We start from the raw sequence: 18,049 nt of genomic DNA on the forward strand, positions 1-18,049 counted from the left end.
GATATCATCGCTCGTCGCGGCGACCACCCACCGCCGCCCACATGCGACGCACATGCACCGTCACTTCTTCGCGGTCGTGGTACAGCTGGCGCGCCTGGATCTGCACGGCAATGTTATTCGCCTTCATCTGCTCCTCAATGTACGCCAGATTCTGCGAGACCTCTTCGTAACGCTTTTTCATCGGTAGCTTGAGGTTAAAGATGGTTTCACGACACCAGCCGTTCACCAGCCACTGCGCCATCAGCGCGGCAACCTTCGCCGGTTTCTCAACCATGTCGCACACCATCCACGAGATGTTGCTACGCGTCGGACGATAGCGGAAACCATCTTCACGCAGCCAGGTCACCTGCCCGGTATCCATCAGGCTTTGCGCCATCGGACCGTTATCGACAGAGGAGACCCACATGTTGCGTTTTACCAGCTGATAGGTCCAGCCGCCCGGGCAGGCCCCGAGATCGACCGCATACATCCCGTTCGCCAGGCGTTCATCCCACTCGTCAGCCGGAATAAAGACGTGAAACGCCTCTTCAAGCTTAAGCGTTGAACGGCTTGGCGCATCAGATGGAAACTTGAGGCGCGGGATCCCCATATAGAACGGCGAATTGTTGGTCGTGAGGGAATAACCCACATAGCAACAGCCTGGCGCAATAAAGAACACATGCACCACCGGACGCTTCGGCGTTTCATAGTTGGTGAGGATCTTCGCTTCACGCAGTGCTGCACGCAGCGGTACCGTGAACTTACGGCAGAACTTCATCAGCTCTTTGCTTTCGTTGGTGTCCGCGACCTCAACGCGCAGGTCACCGCCCTTCTCCACCACGCCGGTCAGCATGCCGACGACCGGCGTTACGCGGTCTTCCGGCGGCAAATCACGCAGCAGTTCACCTGCCACAAACATCTGGCGGGCAAAGATCAGCGAACTGAACGGTAAATCGCGGATGATTTTCTCCGCGTCACCTTCCTGATAGCATTCAAAAATCACGTATCCCGCGTTTTCTTTCACACGGGCAAAACCGTACACCTCAAGGCGACCGGCCTTGTCGGTGATTTCCGCTGCACACTCTTTCTCAAAGCCGGGGCGGCAATAGAGAACAACCTTATTCATGAACGACGCCCTTACGTTTAAGACGAATTGCACCAATTAACATTAATACCCATCCTGCGAGGAAACTGACGCCACCCACCGGGGTGACAAACGCCCACAGGCGAAGGTGAGACAACGCGAGACAGTAGAGACTACCGCTGAACAGTATCGTACCGAGCGCCATAAACACGCTGCTCCAGTAGAACCAGATACTGATTCGACGCTGCATGGCCACTGCCAGACCGAAAATCGCCAGCGTATGAAACGCCTGATATTCGAGACCGGTCTGGATCCAGCCCATCTCTACCACGCCTAAAGACTTACTTAATACGTGTGCGCCGAACGCTCCCAGCGCCACAAAGATAAAACCGCTGATGGCGGCAAAAATCAGCATAAAACGACTGGTCATAGCTTTACCTTATGGTCCATTCATTGTTCGTAACGAAAGCGGAATTTCTCTTGTTCGCTTGCCGCTTTCGCCAGAATCCACTGCCGAAAAGCGGCTATTTTACCGAGTTCCGCCTGACTGTCATGGCAAACCAGATAAAACGCGTTTTTACTGACCAGTACATCATTAAACGGGCAGACCAGACGGCCTGCTTCAATTTCGGACTGAGCCATTACGTTGTTGGCCAGTGCGACACCCTGTCCATGGATAGCAGCCTGCAGCACCATCGCGCTGTGGCTGAAAATTGGTCCCTGTTGCACATTAATATGATTAAGACCCAATTGGCGGGTATAAGTTTGCCAGTCACGACGAGAAGCATCGTGCAGCAGCGTATGTTGCGCCAGATCGGCAGGCACTTTCAACGCTTTCTCGCCGGTTAGTAGCAGCGGCGAACAGACGGGAAGCAGATACTCTGCGTACAATTTTTCGACACGCAGCCCCGGCCAGTTGCCGCGGCCATAAAAAATCGCCACGTCGACATCGTCGGCAAGTTTATCTTCCTGACGGTCGACGGCCTGGATCCTGACGTCGATTCCCGGATAAGCTGAGTTAAAGCTTGAGAGTCTTGGCACCAGCCATTGAATGGCAAAACTGGGCAACAAACTGACCGTCAATGCCCCTTTCGCACTCCGGGCCTGCAGTTTGCGCGTCGCCTCGGTAAGCTGGGAAAAGATCTCTTTAATATCCAGAAAATAGCTCTGGCCTTCTTCGGTCAGCAGCAGCGAACGATTACGCCGACGAAACAGCTTCAGCCCCAGGAAATCCTCGAGGGACTTGATTTGATGACTTACTGCGGCCTGCGTCACAAAAAGCTCATCTGCCGCCCGAGTGAAGCTCAGATGGCGTGCTGCAGCATCAAAAACACGTAATGCATTCAGAGGTGGTAATCGCTTGGACATGGTTATCTGGCTTAGATGTTAAGGCAATTTAACAAATAGGAAACAACATTTAACCTATTAGTTTTTTTTATCTGAGACATTATAATTTGTCCGTTGAGGAACTACCAGCAAATACCTATAGTGGCGGCACTTCCTGAGCCGGAACGAAGAGCTTTTATCGGAATGCGTGTTCTGATGGGCTTTTGGCTTACGGTTGTGATGTTGTGTTGTTGTGTTTGCAATTGGTCTGCGATTCAGACCATGGTAGCAAGGCTACCCTATTTTCACTTCCTGTACATTTACCCTGTCTGTCCATAGTGATTAATGTAGCACCGCAAACTGCGGTGCTTTTTTTTGCCCGCGATTCCTCCCCTTGCCCTGACGCGTAAATTGCGCGACGATCTCAGCATCGTAATGAGGAATTCCATGAACGCATTCAATCCCGCGCAGTTTCGCGCCGAATTTCCCGCACTCAGCGATGCCGGTGTCTATCTCGACAGCGCCGCCACCGCCCTGAAGCCGCAGGCCGTCATCGAGGCGACCCGTGAGTTTTACAGCCTGAGCGCCGGGAACGTCCACCGTAGCCAGTTTGCCGAAGCGCAGCGCCTCACCGCGCGCTACGAGGCCGCCCGCGAACGCGTTGCCCAGTGGCTGAACGCCGCCAGCGGTCAACAGGTTGTCTGGACCCGGGGCACCACCGAATCTATCAATATGGTCGCCCAATGCTACGCTCGTCCTCGCCTGCAGCCGGGTGATGAAATCATCGTCACCGAAGCCGAACACCACGCCAACCTGGTGCCGTGGCTGATGGTGGCAGAGCAAACCGGCGCGCGCGTGGTCAAACTGCCGCTCGGTCACGACCGCTTGCCGGATATCAATCAGCTCTCTGCCTGCATCACCCCACGAAGCCGAATTCTGGCGATTGGACAGATGTCTAACGTCACCGGCGGTTGCCCAGACCTGGCGCACGCCGTTGCGCTTGCCCATGATGCGGGCATGGTGGTGATGGTGGATGGCGCCCAGGGTGCGGTGCATTTCCCGCTCGACGTTCAGCAACTGGACATCGATTTCTATGCGTTTTCCGGACACAAGCTCTACGGCCCAACCGGCATCGGTGTGCTGTACGGGAAAGCAGAGCTGCTTGAAACCATGACGCCGTGGCTCGGCGGCGGCAAAATGATTACCGAGGTGAGCTTCGACGGCTTTAAAACCCAGCCGGTACCGTACCGTCTGGAGGCGGGCACGCCGAACGTCGCCGGGGTGATCGGGCTAAGCGCCGCACTGGAATGGCTGGCGGGAGTTGATCTCACCCAGGCCGAAAGCTGGAGCCGGGGTCTAGCCACGCTTGCGGAAGCCGAACTGGCGAAGCGTCCGGGCTTCCGCTCATTCCGCTGTCAGGATTCCAGCCTGCTGGCCTTCGAGTTTGCCGACGTGCACCACAGCGATATGGTCACCCTGCTGGCGGAATACGGTATCGCCCTGCGCGCCGGGCAGCACTGCGCTCAGCCGCTGCTGGCAGCGCTTGGCGTCCAGGGAACGCTCAGAGCGTCCTTCGCCCCCTATAATACTCAGGATGACGTCTACGCGCTGGTGAACGCCGTTGACCGCGCCCTTGCTTTGCTGGTGGATGAATGACCAACCCAATTTTCGCCGGACACCCGTTCGGCACAACCGTAACCGCCGATACGTTACGGCAGATTTTTACCCCACTGAAGCAGTGGGAAGATAAATATCGTCAGCTGATACTGCTGGGTAAGCAATTGCCGACGCTCGCGGATACAGACAAAGCGCAGGCGCATGAAATTGCGGGCTGCGAGAACCGCGTCTGGCTGGGTTCAGTGGTGTCACCTGAGGGGAAAATGCATTTCTACGGTGACAGTGAAGGACGAATCGTTCGTGGTTTGCTTGCCGTGCTGCTGACGGCGGTAGAAGGGAAAAGCGCCGGGGAGCTGCTGTCGCAGGATCCGCTGGCGCTGTTCGATGAGCTGGGATTACGTAGCCAGCTTAGCGCCTCGCGCAGCCAGGGGCTGGCCGCGCTTGCAGAGGCTGTGCTTGTGGCCGCGCGTCAGGCTGAAGCCTGACGTTCCGCCTTCGCCATCATTTTTTTCAGCGCATGGGATACCGCGACAAAGCCAAAAGTGGCGGTCACCATGGTTGCGGCACCAAACCCGGAGGCACAATCCATGCGCTTCGGGCCTTCCGCTGTGCTTTTCATCGCACATACGCTGCCGTCGGCCTGCGGGTAAACCAGCGCTTCGGTTGAAAACACGCAGTCCACGCCCAGTTTCCCTTTACTGTTTTTCACCACGCCGAACTCGCTTTTCAGCCGTTCGCGCAGCTTCGCCGCCAGCGGATCCTGGATGGTTTTCGCCAGATCGCTCACCTGGATCTGGGTAGGATCGATTTGCCCACCCGCACCGCCGGTGGTAACCAGCGGAACCTTATAACGGCGGCAGTAAGCAATCAGCGCCGCTTTTGGCCGCACGCTGTCGATGGCGTCAATCACGTAGCTGTAGCCCGCGCTCATATACTGGGCTACGTTCTCCGGTGTGACAAAATCATCAATCACCGTCACCCGGCACTCCGGGTTTATCAAGCGAATACGCTCGGCCATCACCTCGGCCTTCGCCAGCCCAACGTTGCCACCAAGCGCATGAACCTGCCGGTTGGTGTTGGTCACGCAGACGTCATCCATATCGATAAGCGTAATCGCGCCAATACCGGTTCGCGCCAGCGCTTCTGCCGCCCACGACCCGACGCCGCCAATACCGACGACACAGACATGCGCTGCCGCGAAGCAGTGCAGCGCTTTTTCACCGTACAAACGTGCCGTGCCGCCAAAACGCTGGCGCCAGGCATCGCTGATTACCACAGACATAGGACCTCAATTACCCGCTAAAGACGTTGCCTGCTCCCGGCGCGCTTTTCAGCACCCAGACGCGGCCATAGTGATTGTACCATCCTGCGCGGTGTCCGGCATCCGGACCAATACCCTGGTAAATGTCGAAATGCTGGCCCTTAATCGCACCACCAACGTCCAGCGCCACCATCAGACGCAGTTCATATTGACCGTTGAATTTACCGTTGTTGTCGAGTAGCGGCACTTCTGCCAGCAGCGTGGTGCCTGCCGGGATAATATTGCGGTCAGAGGCAACCGAGGCACGGCCAATCAGCGGTACCGCACTTGCCCCTTTCACCGGTGCAAACGACTGTGGTTTAAAGAAGACGAATGACGGGTTCTGCTCCAGCAGCTCGCGCACTTCCGCTTCGCTGTGCGTTTCGCCCCAGTGGCGGATAGCCTGCATCGACATATCTTCTTTCTTCACTTCACCGCGATCGATAAGCACACGGCCAATGCTGCGATATTCCCAGCCGTTTTTACCGGCGTAGCTGAAGAAGTTAAGCGGAGAGCCGTCGCCGAAGTCGATATAGCCGCTGCCCTGCACGTCCATAATGAAGTTGTCCATCAGCGAGTTGCTGTAGGCCAGCACGTAGCTGTCGCTGAGCGCACCGGCATAAATATCGGCGCGGGATGGCAGGCGGCCACGTTTAGGTGGCATGCGGTAAATAGGATACTGGAACGCGCCCTGGCGAGTATGACGGGCCTGCACGACCGGCGTGTAGTAGCCGGTAAACTGCACGTTGCCGTAGTTGTCAGCGCCCTGCATCTGCCAGGCATCAATACCAAACTGGCGCATGTTGCGGGTGTCACCACCGGCACGCAGCCACTGCTGGACGGCGTTAAACACGTCGCTTTGGCTGTTATAAAGGCGCGGTGAGGAATTACGTACCTGATACACCTGCTCGGAGAAGTCACCGGCGTTGATCGGTGCACCGACCGCATCAGGCTGGTTAACCAGTGAGAACGGCTGGGTGAACTTTCCGTCACTATACTGCTGACCGCGATCGGTCGGTTTTGAAGAACAGGCCGCCAGCATTGCCAGCAGTGAGCCTGTTACCAGATATTTTGCCCAACGTCCTTTCATGGTCTCTCTTCTATATACGTTTACTGAATGCGTGATGAAGATAACAAACCCCCCAGGGTAATGAAACGAGCGCACGCGGCTAAAACGAAATTTCGCACATAAAACAAACGATTCGTCCCATTTTTACGCGATTAACAGCAATATCAGGAAAATCGTCAAAAAAAGGTTGCATCGAAAAGCGAGCAGAGTATAGTGCGCATCCACGGACGCGGGGTGGAGCAGCCTGGTAGCTCGTCGGGCTCATAACCCGAAGGTCGTCGGTTCAAATCCGGCCCCCGCAACCAATTAAAATGTGAAAAGATTTACTCGACGGAAGAGTAAATAAGACGGACGCGGGGTGGAGCAGCCTGGTAGCTCGTCGGGCTCATAACCCGAAGGTCGTCGGTTCAAATCCGGCCCCCGCAACCACATTTTAAAGCACACAATAGACACCCTGACGGGTGTTTTTTTGTTTCTGGCGTCCGTAAAAAAAGGCGCTTTTCAGCGCCTGCTACTTATCCCCGTCGTGCCAGCGTCGCCCCATCGGCGAAGTAGGCTTTAATTCCTGCCAGAATAGACTCTGCCACTTCCTGCTGGAATTTCGCGGTCTTGAGCTTACGCTCTTCTTCAACGTTACTGATAAACGCAGTTTCTACCAGAATAGAAGGGATATCCGGCGCTTTCAGCACCGCGAACCCCGCCTGTTCGACTTTGTTCTTGTGCAGGTCATTCACCTGCCCTAGCTTCTGCAGTACCGCTTTCCCGAACTTCAGACTGTCGTTAATGGTCAGCGACTGCACCATATCGAACATGGTGTGGTCGAGATAGCGATCCCCACTTTTACTTACCCCACCGATAAGGTCAGAGGCATTCTGTGTTTCAGCGAGAAATTTCGCGGCGGTACTGGTTGCGCCTTTCGTCGACAGTGCAAACACCGAAGAGCCGCTCGGTTGTCGGCTGGTAAAGGCATCCGCATGGATGGACACAAACAGATCGGCGCGCTGCTTCTGCGCCTTAGCAACACGCACCTTCAGCGGGATGAAGACATCCTCGTTGCGGGTCATAAAGACCTTCATGTTGCCTTCTTTTTCAATCAGCGCACGCAGGCGACGGGCAATCTGCAGCACCACGTCTTTCTCGCGGGTGCGGTATTTGCCAACGGCGCCGGAATCTTCACCGCCGTGTCCCGGATCGAGCATGATGACTATCGGACGATCGCGACCCGCTTTACCCGGCTGCGGGCCGCTTTGCGCAGGCGGCACCTGGCTCTCAAGGGATCCTTTATTGTAATCCTCGAGCAGTGCCAGCAGCGGATCCTGAATCTCCTGAGCGTTGGAAGGATAGAGATCCATCACCAGACGCTCTTTGAAACCCGCCACCGGTGCCAGAGCAAACAACTGCGGTTTCACGTTTTGCTTCAGTTCAAAGACCATGCGCACGGTTTTCGGATCGAACTGCCCTACTCGTGCAGATTTAATATACGGGTCGTCGGCGCGGATCTGCGCTCCCATGCCTTTCAGCACCGAATTCAGATTCACACCTTCTATATCAACCACCACACGCTCCGGATTACTGAGCGCAAACTGGTTATATTTCAGCACCTGTGAGGATTCCACCGTCACACGCGTGTAGGTCGACGATGGCCAGACGCGTACCGCCACCACCTGACTCGCGGCAGCAAGACCCACCCGACTTACGCTTAACAACCACATAGCGCCCGCCCCTTGTAATAAACGGCGGCGGCTTAATGCTGACTGACTTCCCGACATGCTTCTCCCGAGCAAAGTAGCGAATTTAAAACGATAAATATCCAGTTTGACCGAAAACTTTAACCAAACACGCATAAGCTGTCATCCAGAAAAGGGTAAACATTCTTATGTCGTTTGCCATATCGCTATGAAATATCTTCGCCAGAGGCAAAACTTTGGCTTGCGCCAAACGTAAAAACAGAATAAAAATACATTAATTTCGAATATTCATGCACAGAGGGTTTTGCCGTGGTGAAGGAGCGTGGAACCGAACTGGTTGAAGGATTTCGCCATTCCGTCCCCTATATCAATGCACATAGGGGTAAAACATTTGTCATTATGCTGGGAGGAGAAGCCATTGAGCATGAAAATTTCTCCAGTATTGTGAATGACATAGGTCTTCTTCACAGCCTGGGTATCCGCCTGGTGGTGGTCTATGGCGCACGCCCGCAGATAGACGCTAACCTGCTTATCCATCATCACGAACCGGTGTATCACAAGCATACCCGGGTGACGGATGCTAAAACGCTGGAACTGGTTAAACAAGCAGCCGGTACGTTACAGCTGGATATCACTGCTCGCCTGTCGATGAGCCTGAATAATACGCCGCTACAGGGCGCGCATATCAACGTGGTCAGCGGTAATTTTCTCATTGCTCAACCGCTTGGGGTGGATGACGGTGTGGACTACTGCCACAGCGGGCGCATTCGCCGTATTGATGAGGAGGCGGTAAACCGCCAGCTCGACAGCGGCGCAATTGTGCTGATGGGGCCTGTTGCGGTGTCGGTAACCGGCGAAAGCTTTAACCTGACTTCAGAAGAGATTGCCACCCAAATGGCCATCAAGCTGAAGGCGGAGAAGATGATTGGCTTTTGCTCGTCGCAAGGGGTATTCAACGACGAAGGCGAGATTATCTCTGAGCTGTTCCCCAATGAGGCTCAGGCGCGGGTCGAAGCGCTGGAAGCCGCAGGAGATTACCACTCCGGCACCGTGCGTTTTCTGCGCGGAGCGTTAAAAGCCTGCCGCAGCGGTGTGCGTCGCAGCCATCTCATCAGTTATCAGGAGAACGGCGCCCTGCTGCAGGAACTGTTCTCCCGCGACGGGATTGGCACGCAGATAGTCATGGAAAGCGCCGAGCAGATCCGCCGGGCGACCATCAACGATATCGGCGGCATTCTGGAGCTTATTCGTCCGCTGGAGCAGCAGGGGATCCTGGTGCGCCGTTCACGTGAACAGTTGGAGATGGAGATCGACAAATTCACCATTATTCAGCGTGATAACACGACCATTGCCTGCGCCGCGCTGTATCCGTTCCCGGATGAAAAAATTGGCGAGATGGCCTGCGTGGCGGTGCATCCGGATTACCGGAGTTCCTCACGCGGAGAAGAGCTGCTGCACCGCATCGCCACTCAGGCAAAGCAGATGGGGCTCAGCAAGCTGTTTGTCCTGACAACGCGCAGCATTCACTGGTTCCAGGAGCGCGGCTTTGCCCCGGTGGATATTGATTCCCTGCCGGAAAGCAAAAAAGAGATGTACAACTACCAGCGGCGCTCGAAGGTGCTGATGGCAGATCTCGGCTAAATCACCGCCGGGTAGGCTCTCTACCCGGCAAAAATCTCCGCCAGCCCGCTGCGGCGCTCGGTTCGTGCCGCGATAGCCTGGGTCAGCAAACTCTCTTCGGCATATAGCGATAAACGTTTTTTCGCACGGGTAATGGCGGTATACACCAGCTCTCGCGTCAGCAGAGGCCCGGGTTGAACCGGCAAAATAAGCGCGGCGTGGTCAAACTCAGATCCCTGTGATTTATGCACCGTCATCGCCCAGGCGGTGTCATGCTCCGGCAAGCGGCTTGGCTGGAACGACTTAATACTGCCGTCAGGCATCGGGAACCAGACGCGAAGCCCCTCTTCACCGCGCGCCAGCGCAATACCAATATCGCCGTTGAACAGCCCCAGGGCGCTGTCATTGCGTGAAATCATCACCGGCCGCCCCTCATACCAGCGGGTATGCTTTGGCAGGGTGATAATCCGCTGGCTTGCCAGCCGGCGCTCCAGTTGCTCATTAAGCCCACGAACGCCGTATGGCCCCTCGCGCAGCGCGCACAGCAGCTGATATTCTCCAAACGCCGCGAGCACGTCTCCCGGCTCCGCCTGCTGGAGCAGACACTCCAGATAGTGGGCGTAGCCGTGGCGGGCCGCCGTCAGCATCTCATCGTACTCTTCCGCCGTACGCAGCGGTTGCAGACTGATATCCGCATAGCCCTCCTGCAGCACCTGACGAACCGCTCGCTTATCGCCTGCGTTAACCGCACGAGCCAGATGACCGATACCGGAATGGCTGTCAAAGCGGTAGCTCTTTTGCAGCAGGCACAGGCTGTCACGCAGGCCGCTGGCAGTGCTGCTTTCTCCGGCGGGTACGTTCATCCCGCTGAGGCGGTTCAGCTCAGCCGCACGTGCCGCAGAGTACCCTTTACTTACCCAGGCACAGATATCGCCCAGCACCGCCCCGGCTTCCACCGAGGCCAGCTGATCGCGATCGCCGAGGAAAATCACTCGCCCGTGAGCCGGTAAGGCATCAATCAGCCGTGACATCATCGGCAGGTCAATCATCGAGGCTTCATCCACTACCAGCACATCCAGGTGCAGCGGATTTCCGGCGTGATAGCGCAGCCGCTGACTCCCCGGCTGCGCCCCGAGTAAACGGTGCAGCGTGCTGGCTTCGGCAGGTAGCTGCGCTTTTTGACTTTCGTCGAGCGGCAGCTTGCGCAGCGCAGCGCCAAGCGACTCGGTCAGACGAGCCGCAGCCTTACCGGTCGGTGCCGCCAGCCGGATCCTGCAACGTTGCCCTCCGGCCAGATGAATAAGCGCCGCCAGCAGTTTTGCCACGGTGGTGGTTTTGCCAGTACCGGGCCCGCCGGAGATAACCGAAATACGCCGGGTCAGCGCCACCGCCGCCGCGACCTTTTGCCAGTCAATGCCTTCTACCGGCGGGAATAGTCCGTCCAGCGTCTGTTTCACCAGAGCTTCATCAACGACAATAGGTTGATTACCGTCATTAAAGAAGCGCGCCACGGTCTGCTCGTTACGCCACATACGGTTCAGATACAGACGTTCTCCGCTCAGTACCAGCGGCGTGGGGCGTTCGCCACGGCTTACCGCCTCGCTTGCCAGCAGTCGCTGACCCCAGTCTTCTGCTGCATCAACATAGTCATACAGCCGGGTCCACAGCTCGCGGGCTTTGCCGCTGAGTGCGTTATCAACGCCAAGTCTTGAGAGTGGCAGGCAGACGTGTCCCTCACCGGCATCGTGGCTGAGCTGGGCCGCCGCCAGGACCAGCGCCGGTTCTTCTTCGGGAGACGCCAGCATCATGGCGAACTGGACGTCCAGCGGGCGCAGAAGCTTCTGCTCTGCCGCTTCCAGCAACAATGCTCTCATCGTCATTTACACCACCTCCTGTGATTCACCGGCAAAGCACTGGTCCAGCCCATCGATCAACGCGCGTGTCGGACGGGTGGTAAAGATGCCCTGCCCCGGTGCCGCGCCATCAACGCCGCGCAGGAACAGATAGATAACCCCGCCGAAGTGACGTTCATAATCATAATCCGCCAGTCGATGGCGCAGGTAGCGGTGCAGCGCAAGGCTGTAGAGCTGATACTGCAGGTCATAACGATGCGACTTCATCGCCTGCGCCATGGCCTGTTCGGTATACGCCTGCGCATTCTCGCCAAGCCAGTTGGACTTATAATCGAGCAGGTAGTAACGGTCATCGTGGCGGAACACCAGGTCAATAAACCCCTTCAGCATACCGCGTACCTGGCGGAAATCGAGCGGTGGACACTCCGCCGACAGCGGGTCGTGCGCACGGATGACGGCATCCAGCTTTTGCGGCTCGAGCAGTTGCTCAATAGGCAGATAAAACTCCATCTCCACCTGCTTGTGGTTTGGTGCCAACTGGCTTAGTGAAACCCCGGCTCCCGGCAACGGCGCCTGGAGCACCGTGGTGAGCCACTGCGTCAGCACCGGAGTCCAGTGTTCTTCAAAGCCCGCAAGCTGCAGCTTCTCGCGCATCTCGTCGGCGGAAACCGGCCGGGTAAAGTCGATATCTTCAAACAGGCTGTGCAGGAACGTCCCGGGAGATGCCCCGCGCGGGAACTGATGCGGAGTTAACTCAGGCTCCTCCAGTACTTCTCCCACACCCGCTGCATCGATATCCAGACGCGGCAGCAGATCCTGAGCGACGCTGTGTCCACGCTGCTGCAGCCCGGAGTAGCTGGTCACTCGCCAGTCATCAATCATGCGGCGGCGCACTTCGCGGGCATGCAGTTCAGGGAGTTCCGCCTGCGGGGCCTGCCAGCGGTGGTTATCCGGCGTCGGAGGCGTGCTCAGGGCAATCGACGAGCAGCACAGCGCCTGCAGGCAGGCTTCGAGCCCGGCAGCGTCTTTTGCCTCGCCTTTTTGTACCAGCCGCCCCAGAGCGCTGTGGTGGAAATCCGTATCGCTCAGCTTATCGCCACGACGGCTGGTCAGCGGGGCAACGCCGAGGCTGCAGTGCCAGACCGCGCGGGTCAGCGCAACGTACAGCAGGCGTAAATCCTCGGCAAGGCGCTCGGCTTCTGCAAGCTCGAGGCTCGCTTCGTTTTCCTGCAGATCCAGCACCGCCTCAAAGGAGTTGCGGTCGTGGTAGAACGCCTGATCCTGCTTTCGGAAACGTGCGATAAACGGCAGCCAGACCAGCGGATACTCCAGACCTTTTGATTTATGGACGGTCACGATTTGTACCAGATGCTTGTCGCTCTCAAGACGCATCTGCTGGTTCGCCGCGTTGGTGTCCGGTTCAGCAATATGCTGTGCCAGCCAGCGGACCAGCGCATGCTCGCTTTCAAGCTGCAAAGCCGCCTCCTGCAGCAGTTCACTGATATGCAAAATATCGGTTAACCGCCGCTCACCGCCGGGTGTGGCGAGCAGGTTTTCAGCCAGGCGACGGGCACTCATCATCTCACGCAGCATCGGCATCACGCCGCGCTGCTGCCAGCGCACCTGATACTGGGCAAACTCATCCACCAGCGCATCCCAGGCGGCTTCATCCTGATTGAGCCTGTCGATATCCTGCGCGTTCAAACCAAACAGGGCCGTTGCCAGCGCGCTGCGCAGGGTATTTTCCCGCTCCGGGTTAAGCACCGCCTGCAGCACCCACAGTATCTCCTGGGCCTCGGGGGTTTCGAAAACGCTGTCGCGGTTAGAGAGATAAACGGACGGGATGCCAAGCAGGTTCAACGCGTCACGGATAAGCGCTGCTTCCTGACGGTTTCGCACCAGCACGGTTATGTCGGAGGCTTTCACCGGCTCAGCGTTATCGCCGCGCCAGAGCAGCGCCGTCCCCTGTTGTCCGGCACTCAGCCAGTCACGAATTTGCGCCGCACACACCTGCGCCATATAGCTCTGATAATCTCCTGAGCCAACGCCGTTTCCCGGCATTAGCCAGAAATGCATGGCAGGCCGATCGTTACCGTTGAACTCAAAGCGCAAAGCGTGGTTCTTTTCCGCCGCCTTCACCGCAAGGAACGGGATTTCGCGGAACATGAAAGGATTATCCATCTGGCTGAACAAGCGGTTGACGCTCTCAACCATGCCAGGAGCTGAACGCCAGTTGGTATCGAGCGTGTAGTGTGCACTAACGTCGCTTCTGGCCTTCATGTAGGTGAAGATGTCCGCGCCGCGGAAGGCGTAGATGGCCTGCTTCGGGTCCCCAATCAACAGCAGCGCGGTCTCCGGCTGCTGACGCCAGATGCGGCGGAAAATACGGTACTGCTGCGGGTCGGTGTCCTGAAATTCATCAATCATCGCCACCGGGAAACGCTGACGGATCGCGGCGGCCAGCGCCTCTCCGCTTTCGCCGTGCAGTGCGGTATCAAGACGGCTTAGCATATCGTCAAACCCGAGCTCTCCACGGCGGCGTTTCTCGAGGGCCACCGCTTCACGGATTTCGGTTAACGCCTGGGCGATAACCAGGTCGTCAAGGGTCAGCGGCTGCGCTAACAGCGCAGTAATTGCCATAAACAGCGGATGACGGGGAACCTCACCGCCGGCTTTGGTGCGCGCTTCAAGGAAATCCTGGGAGAACTTCTCCAGCGCATCGGGCAGTGCGTAAGTCTCCGTCTCTTCCTGAGCCCAGGCCGTAATTTTCTCGACCCATTTGCCCTGATTGCCACGATTAAATTTACGCCGATCGATGCCTGAGTTTTCAATTATCCCGTCAATCTCATCACAGGCTGCCAGCCACTGTGCTTTCAGCGCGTTGATTTCGCGCAGGATCCGCTGATGCCGGGAGGCCAGCGTTTCGTCATTGCCGGGCGGCGTCTTCAATTGCGGGGCTTCACCCTGCAGATAGCGGTCGATGGATTTCAGCAGTTCCTGCGGGCCCTTCCAGGAGGCGTGGATCACGCCCGCGATATCCCGGTCGAGTGGGTAGCAATGACGCCGCCAGAAATCAGCGCAGGCCTGGAATCGCAGGCGAGATTCGTCTTCTATCAGCTGCTGTTCGAACAGCATGCCGGACTCAAACGCGTTGAGGCTCAGCATCCGCTGGCAAAAACCGTGGATGGTGAACACCGCCGCTTCATCCATCTGCCGTTCGGCCAACAGCAGAACCTTTGCGGCATGGGCTGTATCATCTATTTCGGCAAGCAGGCTGGTGTACAGCGGGTTGTCAGAACCGTTACGCAGGCAGGCAATTCGCAGCTCATGAATATTGCTACGAATACGCCCGCGTAGTTCTTCTGTGGCGGCTTCGGTGAAGGTCACCACCAGCAGTTCTTCAACGTTGACGGGCCGGGGGTAAGCGTTTTCGCCCCCAAGCCCGAGCAGGAGCCGCAGGTATAACGCGGCGATGGTAAAGGTTTTTCCGGTGCCCGCAGAGGCTTCAATCAGGCGCTCGCCGATGAGGGGCAAGCGCAGGGGATCAAGGGACTCGGCGGTATCGGTCATTCGTTCTCTCTCATCAGAGGTAGGCTTTGCTGCAACGCGCTGACGCTCTTCCAGACTTTCCAGCCCTGCGGTTTGGCGTAATCCGCCTTCCCGTTCTGGCTACCGGAAACCTGAGAAAGAATCGCCATACCCTGCGGCTCAACCACCGTCTGATGGAAGAAATCGGCAAGCTTTTGCGGCGTCAGCAGTTTAATCTGAGCCACTACTTTATCACGTGAATCGAAGCGCATATTACCGCGATCGAAATCTTTGCTAAGCTGCGATGCTTCATCGCTGAGCGTCTGCGGTGCCTGCTGCATCTGTGTGACGACGGCCTGTTGGATCTGCGCAAACTCTTCTGGCGTCATCGCCCGCAGTTTTTTCTCCGCAGTCGGGAAGAACGCCTTAAAACGCTCCCACAGAAACGCGGGTTGTTTATCACTACTTTGCAGCAGGAAACCCATACCCCACTGGCGGCCGACGCTCATCGGGAATGCAAATACCGCATAGCCAAGCTGCTCTTCGGTTCGCAGTTGGCTGTAGAACCACGGTTGAACAATCTGCCCCAGCAGAGCTGCTGCCGCCGAGCTGCTGTACTCATCAACATTTGGTGGAGCAAAGACCGCTGCCAGCGCGGAATCTGTGCTGCTACCGGCTTTCTCAAAGATAACCGACTGTTTCTTGTTGATGACCACGTTCTGGTTACGGCACCACTCGCTGCCGTTAGCACCCAGCGTTTGCTGTACCTGATGCGCCAGCGCTTTTGATTGTTCTGCCGACATATTGCCGACAACCATGAACTCAGGTCTTCCGTTGGCTTTCAACTTGTCGCGGTAGCTTACTATCTCGTCGAGGGTTATCGACGGCAGCAGCGCCCGCCGCTCTTCGCGCTGGAAGTACGGCACCTGTGAAAGCATCTGCACCGGCATAATGGCCTGGTCGAACGCCTTGCCTTTCTCGGCAGAGTCCATCATCTGGGTGTACCAGGACTTAGCCTGATCCAGCTGTTCCTGAGTTGGGGTATAGCTGAAATAGCCCTTGAGCAGCGCCTCAAACAGCTGGGGTAAGCGCTGACTATAGCCGCTCGCGTTAAGCATCAGGCCGTTATTAGCACCGGTCGAGAAGCCAATTCCGCCCACTGCGGCCTGGTTGGCGAGCTGGTCGAGCGCAATCCCCGCCAGATAGTCATTCAGGGCAAAAATCACCTGGCTGCGCGCTGTATCCATGGCTTTCGGATTACGTAGCACCATGGTGACGTCAACTTTCGGCTCATTGGCAAAATAGCGGCTCGGCATATAAGCCACCCTCAGGGTGGGCTCATCGACGATCAGTTCAGGACGGGTATAGCTTTTCCCGGTCTTGATAAGGCTGAAATCGTCAGGAATATAGGGGTTCAACTCAGGCAGAGAGAGTGCAATTTCACTGCTCTTTTTCTGCCAGTCGGCGAACTGTGCCGCGCTGATTTTATCCACCTGATACGGGGCATTGACGAAATAGGCAGTCTTGTTGTGCGGCTCTTTCGGGCTGATGTACCAGATACGTGCATTCTGCGGCGTCATCATCGCCAGCCGCGCTTTCACGGCCTCAGCATCATATTTATCGGCAATATTCACCGCATCAAGGGTGTGCTCAACCGGGACGCGGATCATCGTGTCGGCAAGCCACTCCACGTAGTCCATGTCGCGATTAATCGACGGGTAGCGGAAATCGAGATCCAGTACGTGCGCCAGTTCGTCGAAATATTGTTTATCGACGCCCTTCTCACGCAGCATATTAAGATAGCTGAAGATAGCCGCCACCACTTCATCCCGGTGGGCAAGGCCCTTGTCGGTCAGGGTCGCGGAGATAGCCAGCACCCCGCTGTTACCATTCACCACCGGATCGGAGTCAGCACGGATCCCTTCAGCCAGGCCCTGCTTTTGCAACCAGTCGGAAAGCGTACCAGGGCTACGATTGCCAATCATATAGGTAACAAGCTCGTCGGTTTTGCTGCGGAACTGCGCGCTGTTGTTATCAATTCGAAACTCAACGCGCACCGATTTACGCGGCATCGCCGGTACGTAGTGGATAATGATGCCTTTCTGCGCATCAGTCACCACGGGTACGGTCGTTACCGGCTGCTCGATATTTTTGTTCGGCACCCGGCCATAGGTTTGTGCTGCAAGCTGCGCCAGCTCTGGCAGCGGCTTGTTGCTATAAATCACCGTCTTCATCAGATTGGCAGAGTAAAACTTATCGCGGAAAGCAAGCAGTGCGTCATGCACCGGGCTGCCAGGTTTATCGCTTAACGTTTCAAGGTTGCCGCCAGAGAAACGCGCTCCCGGGTGCGCCGGGTTAATGGTTTCGGCGCTAACCTGAGCCATACGCATGCCGTCTCGGGTACGTGCCATGGTGAGCTCGGCGTTTACCGCATTGCGCTCACGCTCGGCGTATTTTTTATCCAGCAGAGGTGCAGCAATGGCATCCGCCAGGCGATCTACCGCCCCGGACAGCGCATCGTTTTCCACTTCAAGGTAAAACGCGGTGCGATAGGGTGCCGTGCTGGCGTTATGGCTGCCACCATGCATCTTGAGGAATTCGGCGAGACTATCTGGCTCAGGGTATTTTTTCGACCCCATCAGCGTCATATGTTCCAGATAGTGGGCAAGACCGGGGTGTGCATCAGGATCTTCGAGTGACCCAACCGGTACCACCAGCGCAGAGAGCGATTTAACCGCCTGCGGATCGGAAACCAGCAGCACCACCATGCCATTATCAAGCTTTACCGCCTGATACTGACGTGTGTCTTTTTCGCTTTTATGGATAGTCTCCTGAAGCGGTTGCCATCCATTCTCGGCCTGACTTAACGGTGCCCAAAGGGCGAATAACAGCACAAAACAACGAAACCAGGTGTTACGGGGCATTCACGGACCTCATCATTCAATTGCCAACAAGCAGTACTTCTCTTCACATCAGTCCGTGACA

General features: G+C 56.7%; 12 protein-coding genes and 2 tRNA genes. 5 read left to right on the forward strand and 9 right to left on the reverse strand.

Going from position 1 to position 18,049, the window contains the following annotated elements; translation table 11 throughout:
* Positions 1–4 precede the first annotated feature (4 nt).
* From rlmM to gcvA, 3 genes are read right to left on the reverse strand one after another with little or no spacing between them, the layout of a single operon-like run.
* Positions 5–1,105, reverse strand: coding sequence for a 23S rRNA (cytidine(2498)-2'-O)-methyltransferase RlmM (rlmM, locus tag C7387_RS12695; protein WP_006818479.1), 1,101 nt, complete (start codon positions 1,103–1,105; stop codon positions 5–7).
* Complete coding sequence (locus tag C7387_RS12700; RefSeq protein ID WP_006818478.1) at positions 1,098–1,493, reverse strand: DUF423 domain-containing protein; 396 nt, start codon at positions 1,491–1,493, stop codon at positions 1,098–1,100. Before C7387_RS12700 ends, rlmM begins: the two co-directional genes overlap by 8 nt.
* A gap of 20 nt (positions 1,494–1,513) precedes the next feature.
* The gene (gcvA, locus tag C7387_RS12705; protein ID WP_006818477.1) at positions 1,514–2,431 is read right to left on the reverse strand and encodes a glycine cleavage system transcriptional regulator GcvA; all 918 of its coding nucleotides are present in this window, start codon (positions 2,429–2,431) and stop codon (positions 1,514–1,516) included.
* Between the two features lie 405 nt (positions 2,432–2,836).
* On the opposite strand from gcvA, the gene csdA reads away from it, so the two are divergent.
* Positions 2,837–4,045 (forward strand): cysteine desulfurase CsdA, encoded by a 1,209-nt coding sequence (csdA, locus tag C7387_RS12710; protein ID WP_120816821.1) that lies wholly within the window; start codon positions 2,837–2,839, stop codon positions 4,043–4,045.
* Positions 4,042–4,491, forward strand: a complete 450-nt coding sequence (csdE, locus tag C7387_RS12715; RefSeq protein WP_006818475.1) for a cysteine desulfurase sulfur acceptor subunit CsdE — start codon at positions 4,042–4,044, stop codon at positions 4,489–4,491. The genes csdA and csdE overlap by 4 nt, the downstream gene beginning before the upstream one ends.
* Here the strand turns inward: csdE and tcdA are convergent.
* Together tcdA and mltA are read right to left on the reverse strand one after the other, a co-directional pair.
* On the reverse strand, positions 4,476–5,288 hold the full coding sequence (tcdA, locus tag C7387_RS12720; protein WP_006818474.1) for a tRNA cyclic N6-threonylcarbamoyladenosine(37) synthase TcdA: 813 nt from the start codon (positions 5,286–5,288) through the stop codon (positions 4,476–4,478). The two genes, csdE and tcdA, sit on opposite strands and share 16 nt — an antisense overlap.
* A gap of 10 nt (positions 5,289–5,298) precedes the next feature.
* Positions 5,299–6,396, reverse strand: coding sequence for a murein transglycosylase A (gene mltA, locus C7387_RS12725; RefSeq protein WP_006818473.1), 1,098 nt, complete (start codon positions 6,394–6,396; stop codon positions 5,299–5,301).
* Between the two features lie 207 nt (positions 6,397–6,603).
* Here mltA and C7387_RS12730 point away from each other — a divergent pair.
* Positions 6,604–6,680 (forward strand) — tRNA-Met (locus tag C7387_RS12730).
* Positions 6,681–6,727: 47 nt separating this feature from the next.
* Positions 6,728–6,804: transfer RNA gene (locus C7387_RS12735), tRNA-Met, on the forward strand.
* 86 nt (positions 6,805–6,890) lie between these two features.
* Here C7387_RS12735 and amiC read toward each other — a convergent pair.
* Entirely contained in the window at positions 6,891–8,144 is a 1,254-nt protein-coding gene (gene amiC / locus C7387_RS12740) for an N-acetylmuramoyl-L-alanine amidase AmiC (RefSeq protein WP_038255391.1), read from the reverse strand.
* A gap of 228 nt (positions 8,145–8,372) precedes the next feature.
* On the opposite strand from amiC, the gene argA reads away from it, so the two are divergent.
* A complete protein-coding gene (gene argA / locus C7387_RS12745) occupies positions 8,373–9,704 on the forward strand; it encodes an amino-acid N-acetyltransferase (RefSeq protein ID WP_038255363.1) in 1,332 nt (443 codons plus the stop codon).
* A gap of 20 nt (positions 9,705–9,724) precedes the next feature.
* Here argA and recD read toward each other — a convergent pair whose 3' ends face one another.
* From recD to ptrA, 3 genes are read right to left on the reverse strand one after another with little or no spacing between them, the layout of a single operon-like run.
* On the reverse strand, positions 9,725–11,563 hold the full coding sequence (gene recD, locus C7387_RS12750) for an exodeoxyribonuclease V subunit alpha (RefSeq protein WP_120816822.1): 1,839 nt from the start codon (positions 11,561–11,563) through the stop codon (positions 9,725–9,727).
* Entirely contained in the window at positions 11,564–15,106 is a 3,543-nt protein-coding gene (gene recB / locus C7387_RS12755; protein WP_120816823.1) for an exodeoxyribonuclease V subunit beta, read from the reverse strand.
* A complete protein-coding gene (ptrA, locus tag C7387_RS12760; RefSeq protein WP_120816824.1) occupies positions 15,103–17,988 on the reverse strand; it encodes a pitrilysin in 2,886 nt (961 codons plus the stop codon). Before ptrA ends, recB begins: the two co-directional genes overlap by 4 nt.
* Between the last annotated feature and the right edge of the window lie 61 nt (positions 17,989–18,049).

The sequence above is a fragment of the Yokenella regensburgei genome (assembly GCF_003634235.1).
Classification (GTDB): domain Bacteria; phylum Pseudomonadota; class Gammaproteobacteria; order Enterobacterales; family Enterobacteriaceae; genus Yokenella; species Yokenella regensburgei.

Bases quoted from the DNA above. Each gene is read 5' to 3' on its own strand.
- rlmM (WP_006818479.1), bottom strand. From the start codon at position 1,105: ATGAATAAGGTTGTTCTCTATTGCCGCCCCGGCTTTGAGAAAGAGTGT.
- C7387_RS12700 (WP_006818478.1), bottom strand. From the start codon at position 1,493: ATGACCAGTCGTTTTATGCTGATTTTTGCCGCCATCAGCGGTTTTATC.
- gcvA (WP_006818477.1), bottom strand. From the start codon at position 2,431: ATGTCCAAGCGATTACCACCTCTGAATGCATTACGTGTTTTTGATGCT.
- csdA (WP_120816821.1), top strand. From the start codon at position 2,837: ATGAACGCATTCAATCCCGCGCAGTTTCGCGCCGAATTTCCCGCACTC.
- csdE (WP_006818475.1), top strand. From the start codon at position 4,042: ATGACCAACCCAATTTTCGCCGGACACCCGTTCGGCACAACCGTAACC.
- tcdA (WP_006818474.1), bottom strand. From the start codon at position 5,288: ATGTCTGTGGTAATCAGCGATGCCTGGCGCCAGCGTTTTGGCGGCACG.
- mltA (WP_006818473.1), bottom strand. From the start codon at position 6,396: ATGAAAGGACGTTGGGCAAAATATCTGGTAACAGGCTCACTGCTGGCA.
- amiC (WP_038255391.1), bottom strand. From the start codon at position 8,144: ATGTCGGGAAGTCAGTCAGCATTAAGCCGCCGCCGTTTATTACAAGGG.
- recD (WP_120816822.1), bottom strand. From the start codon at position 11,563: ATGACGATGAGAGCATTGTTGCTGGAAGCGGCAGAGCAGAAGCTTCTG.
- recB (WP_120816823.1), bottom strand. From the start codon at position 15,106: ATGACCGATACCGCCGAGTCCCTTGATCCCCTGCGCTTGCCCCTCATC.
- ptrA (WP_120816824.1), bottom strand. From the start codon at position 17,988: ATGCCCCGTAACACCTGGTTTCGTTGTTTTGTGCTGTTATTCGCCCTT.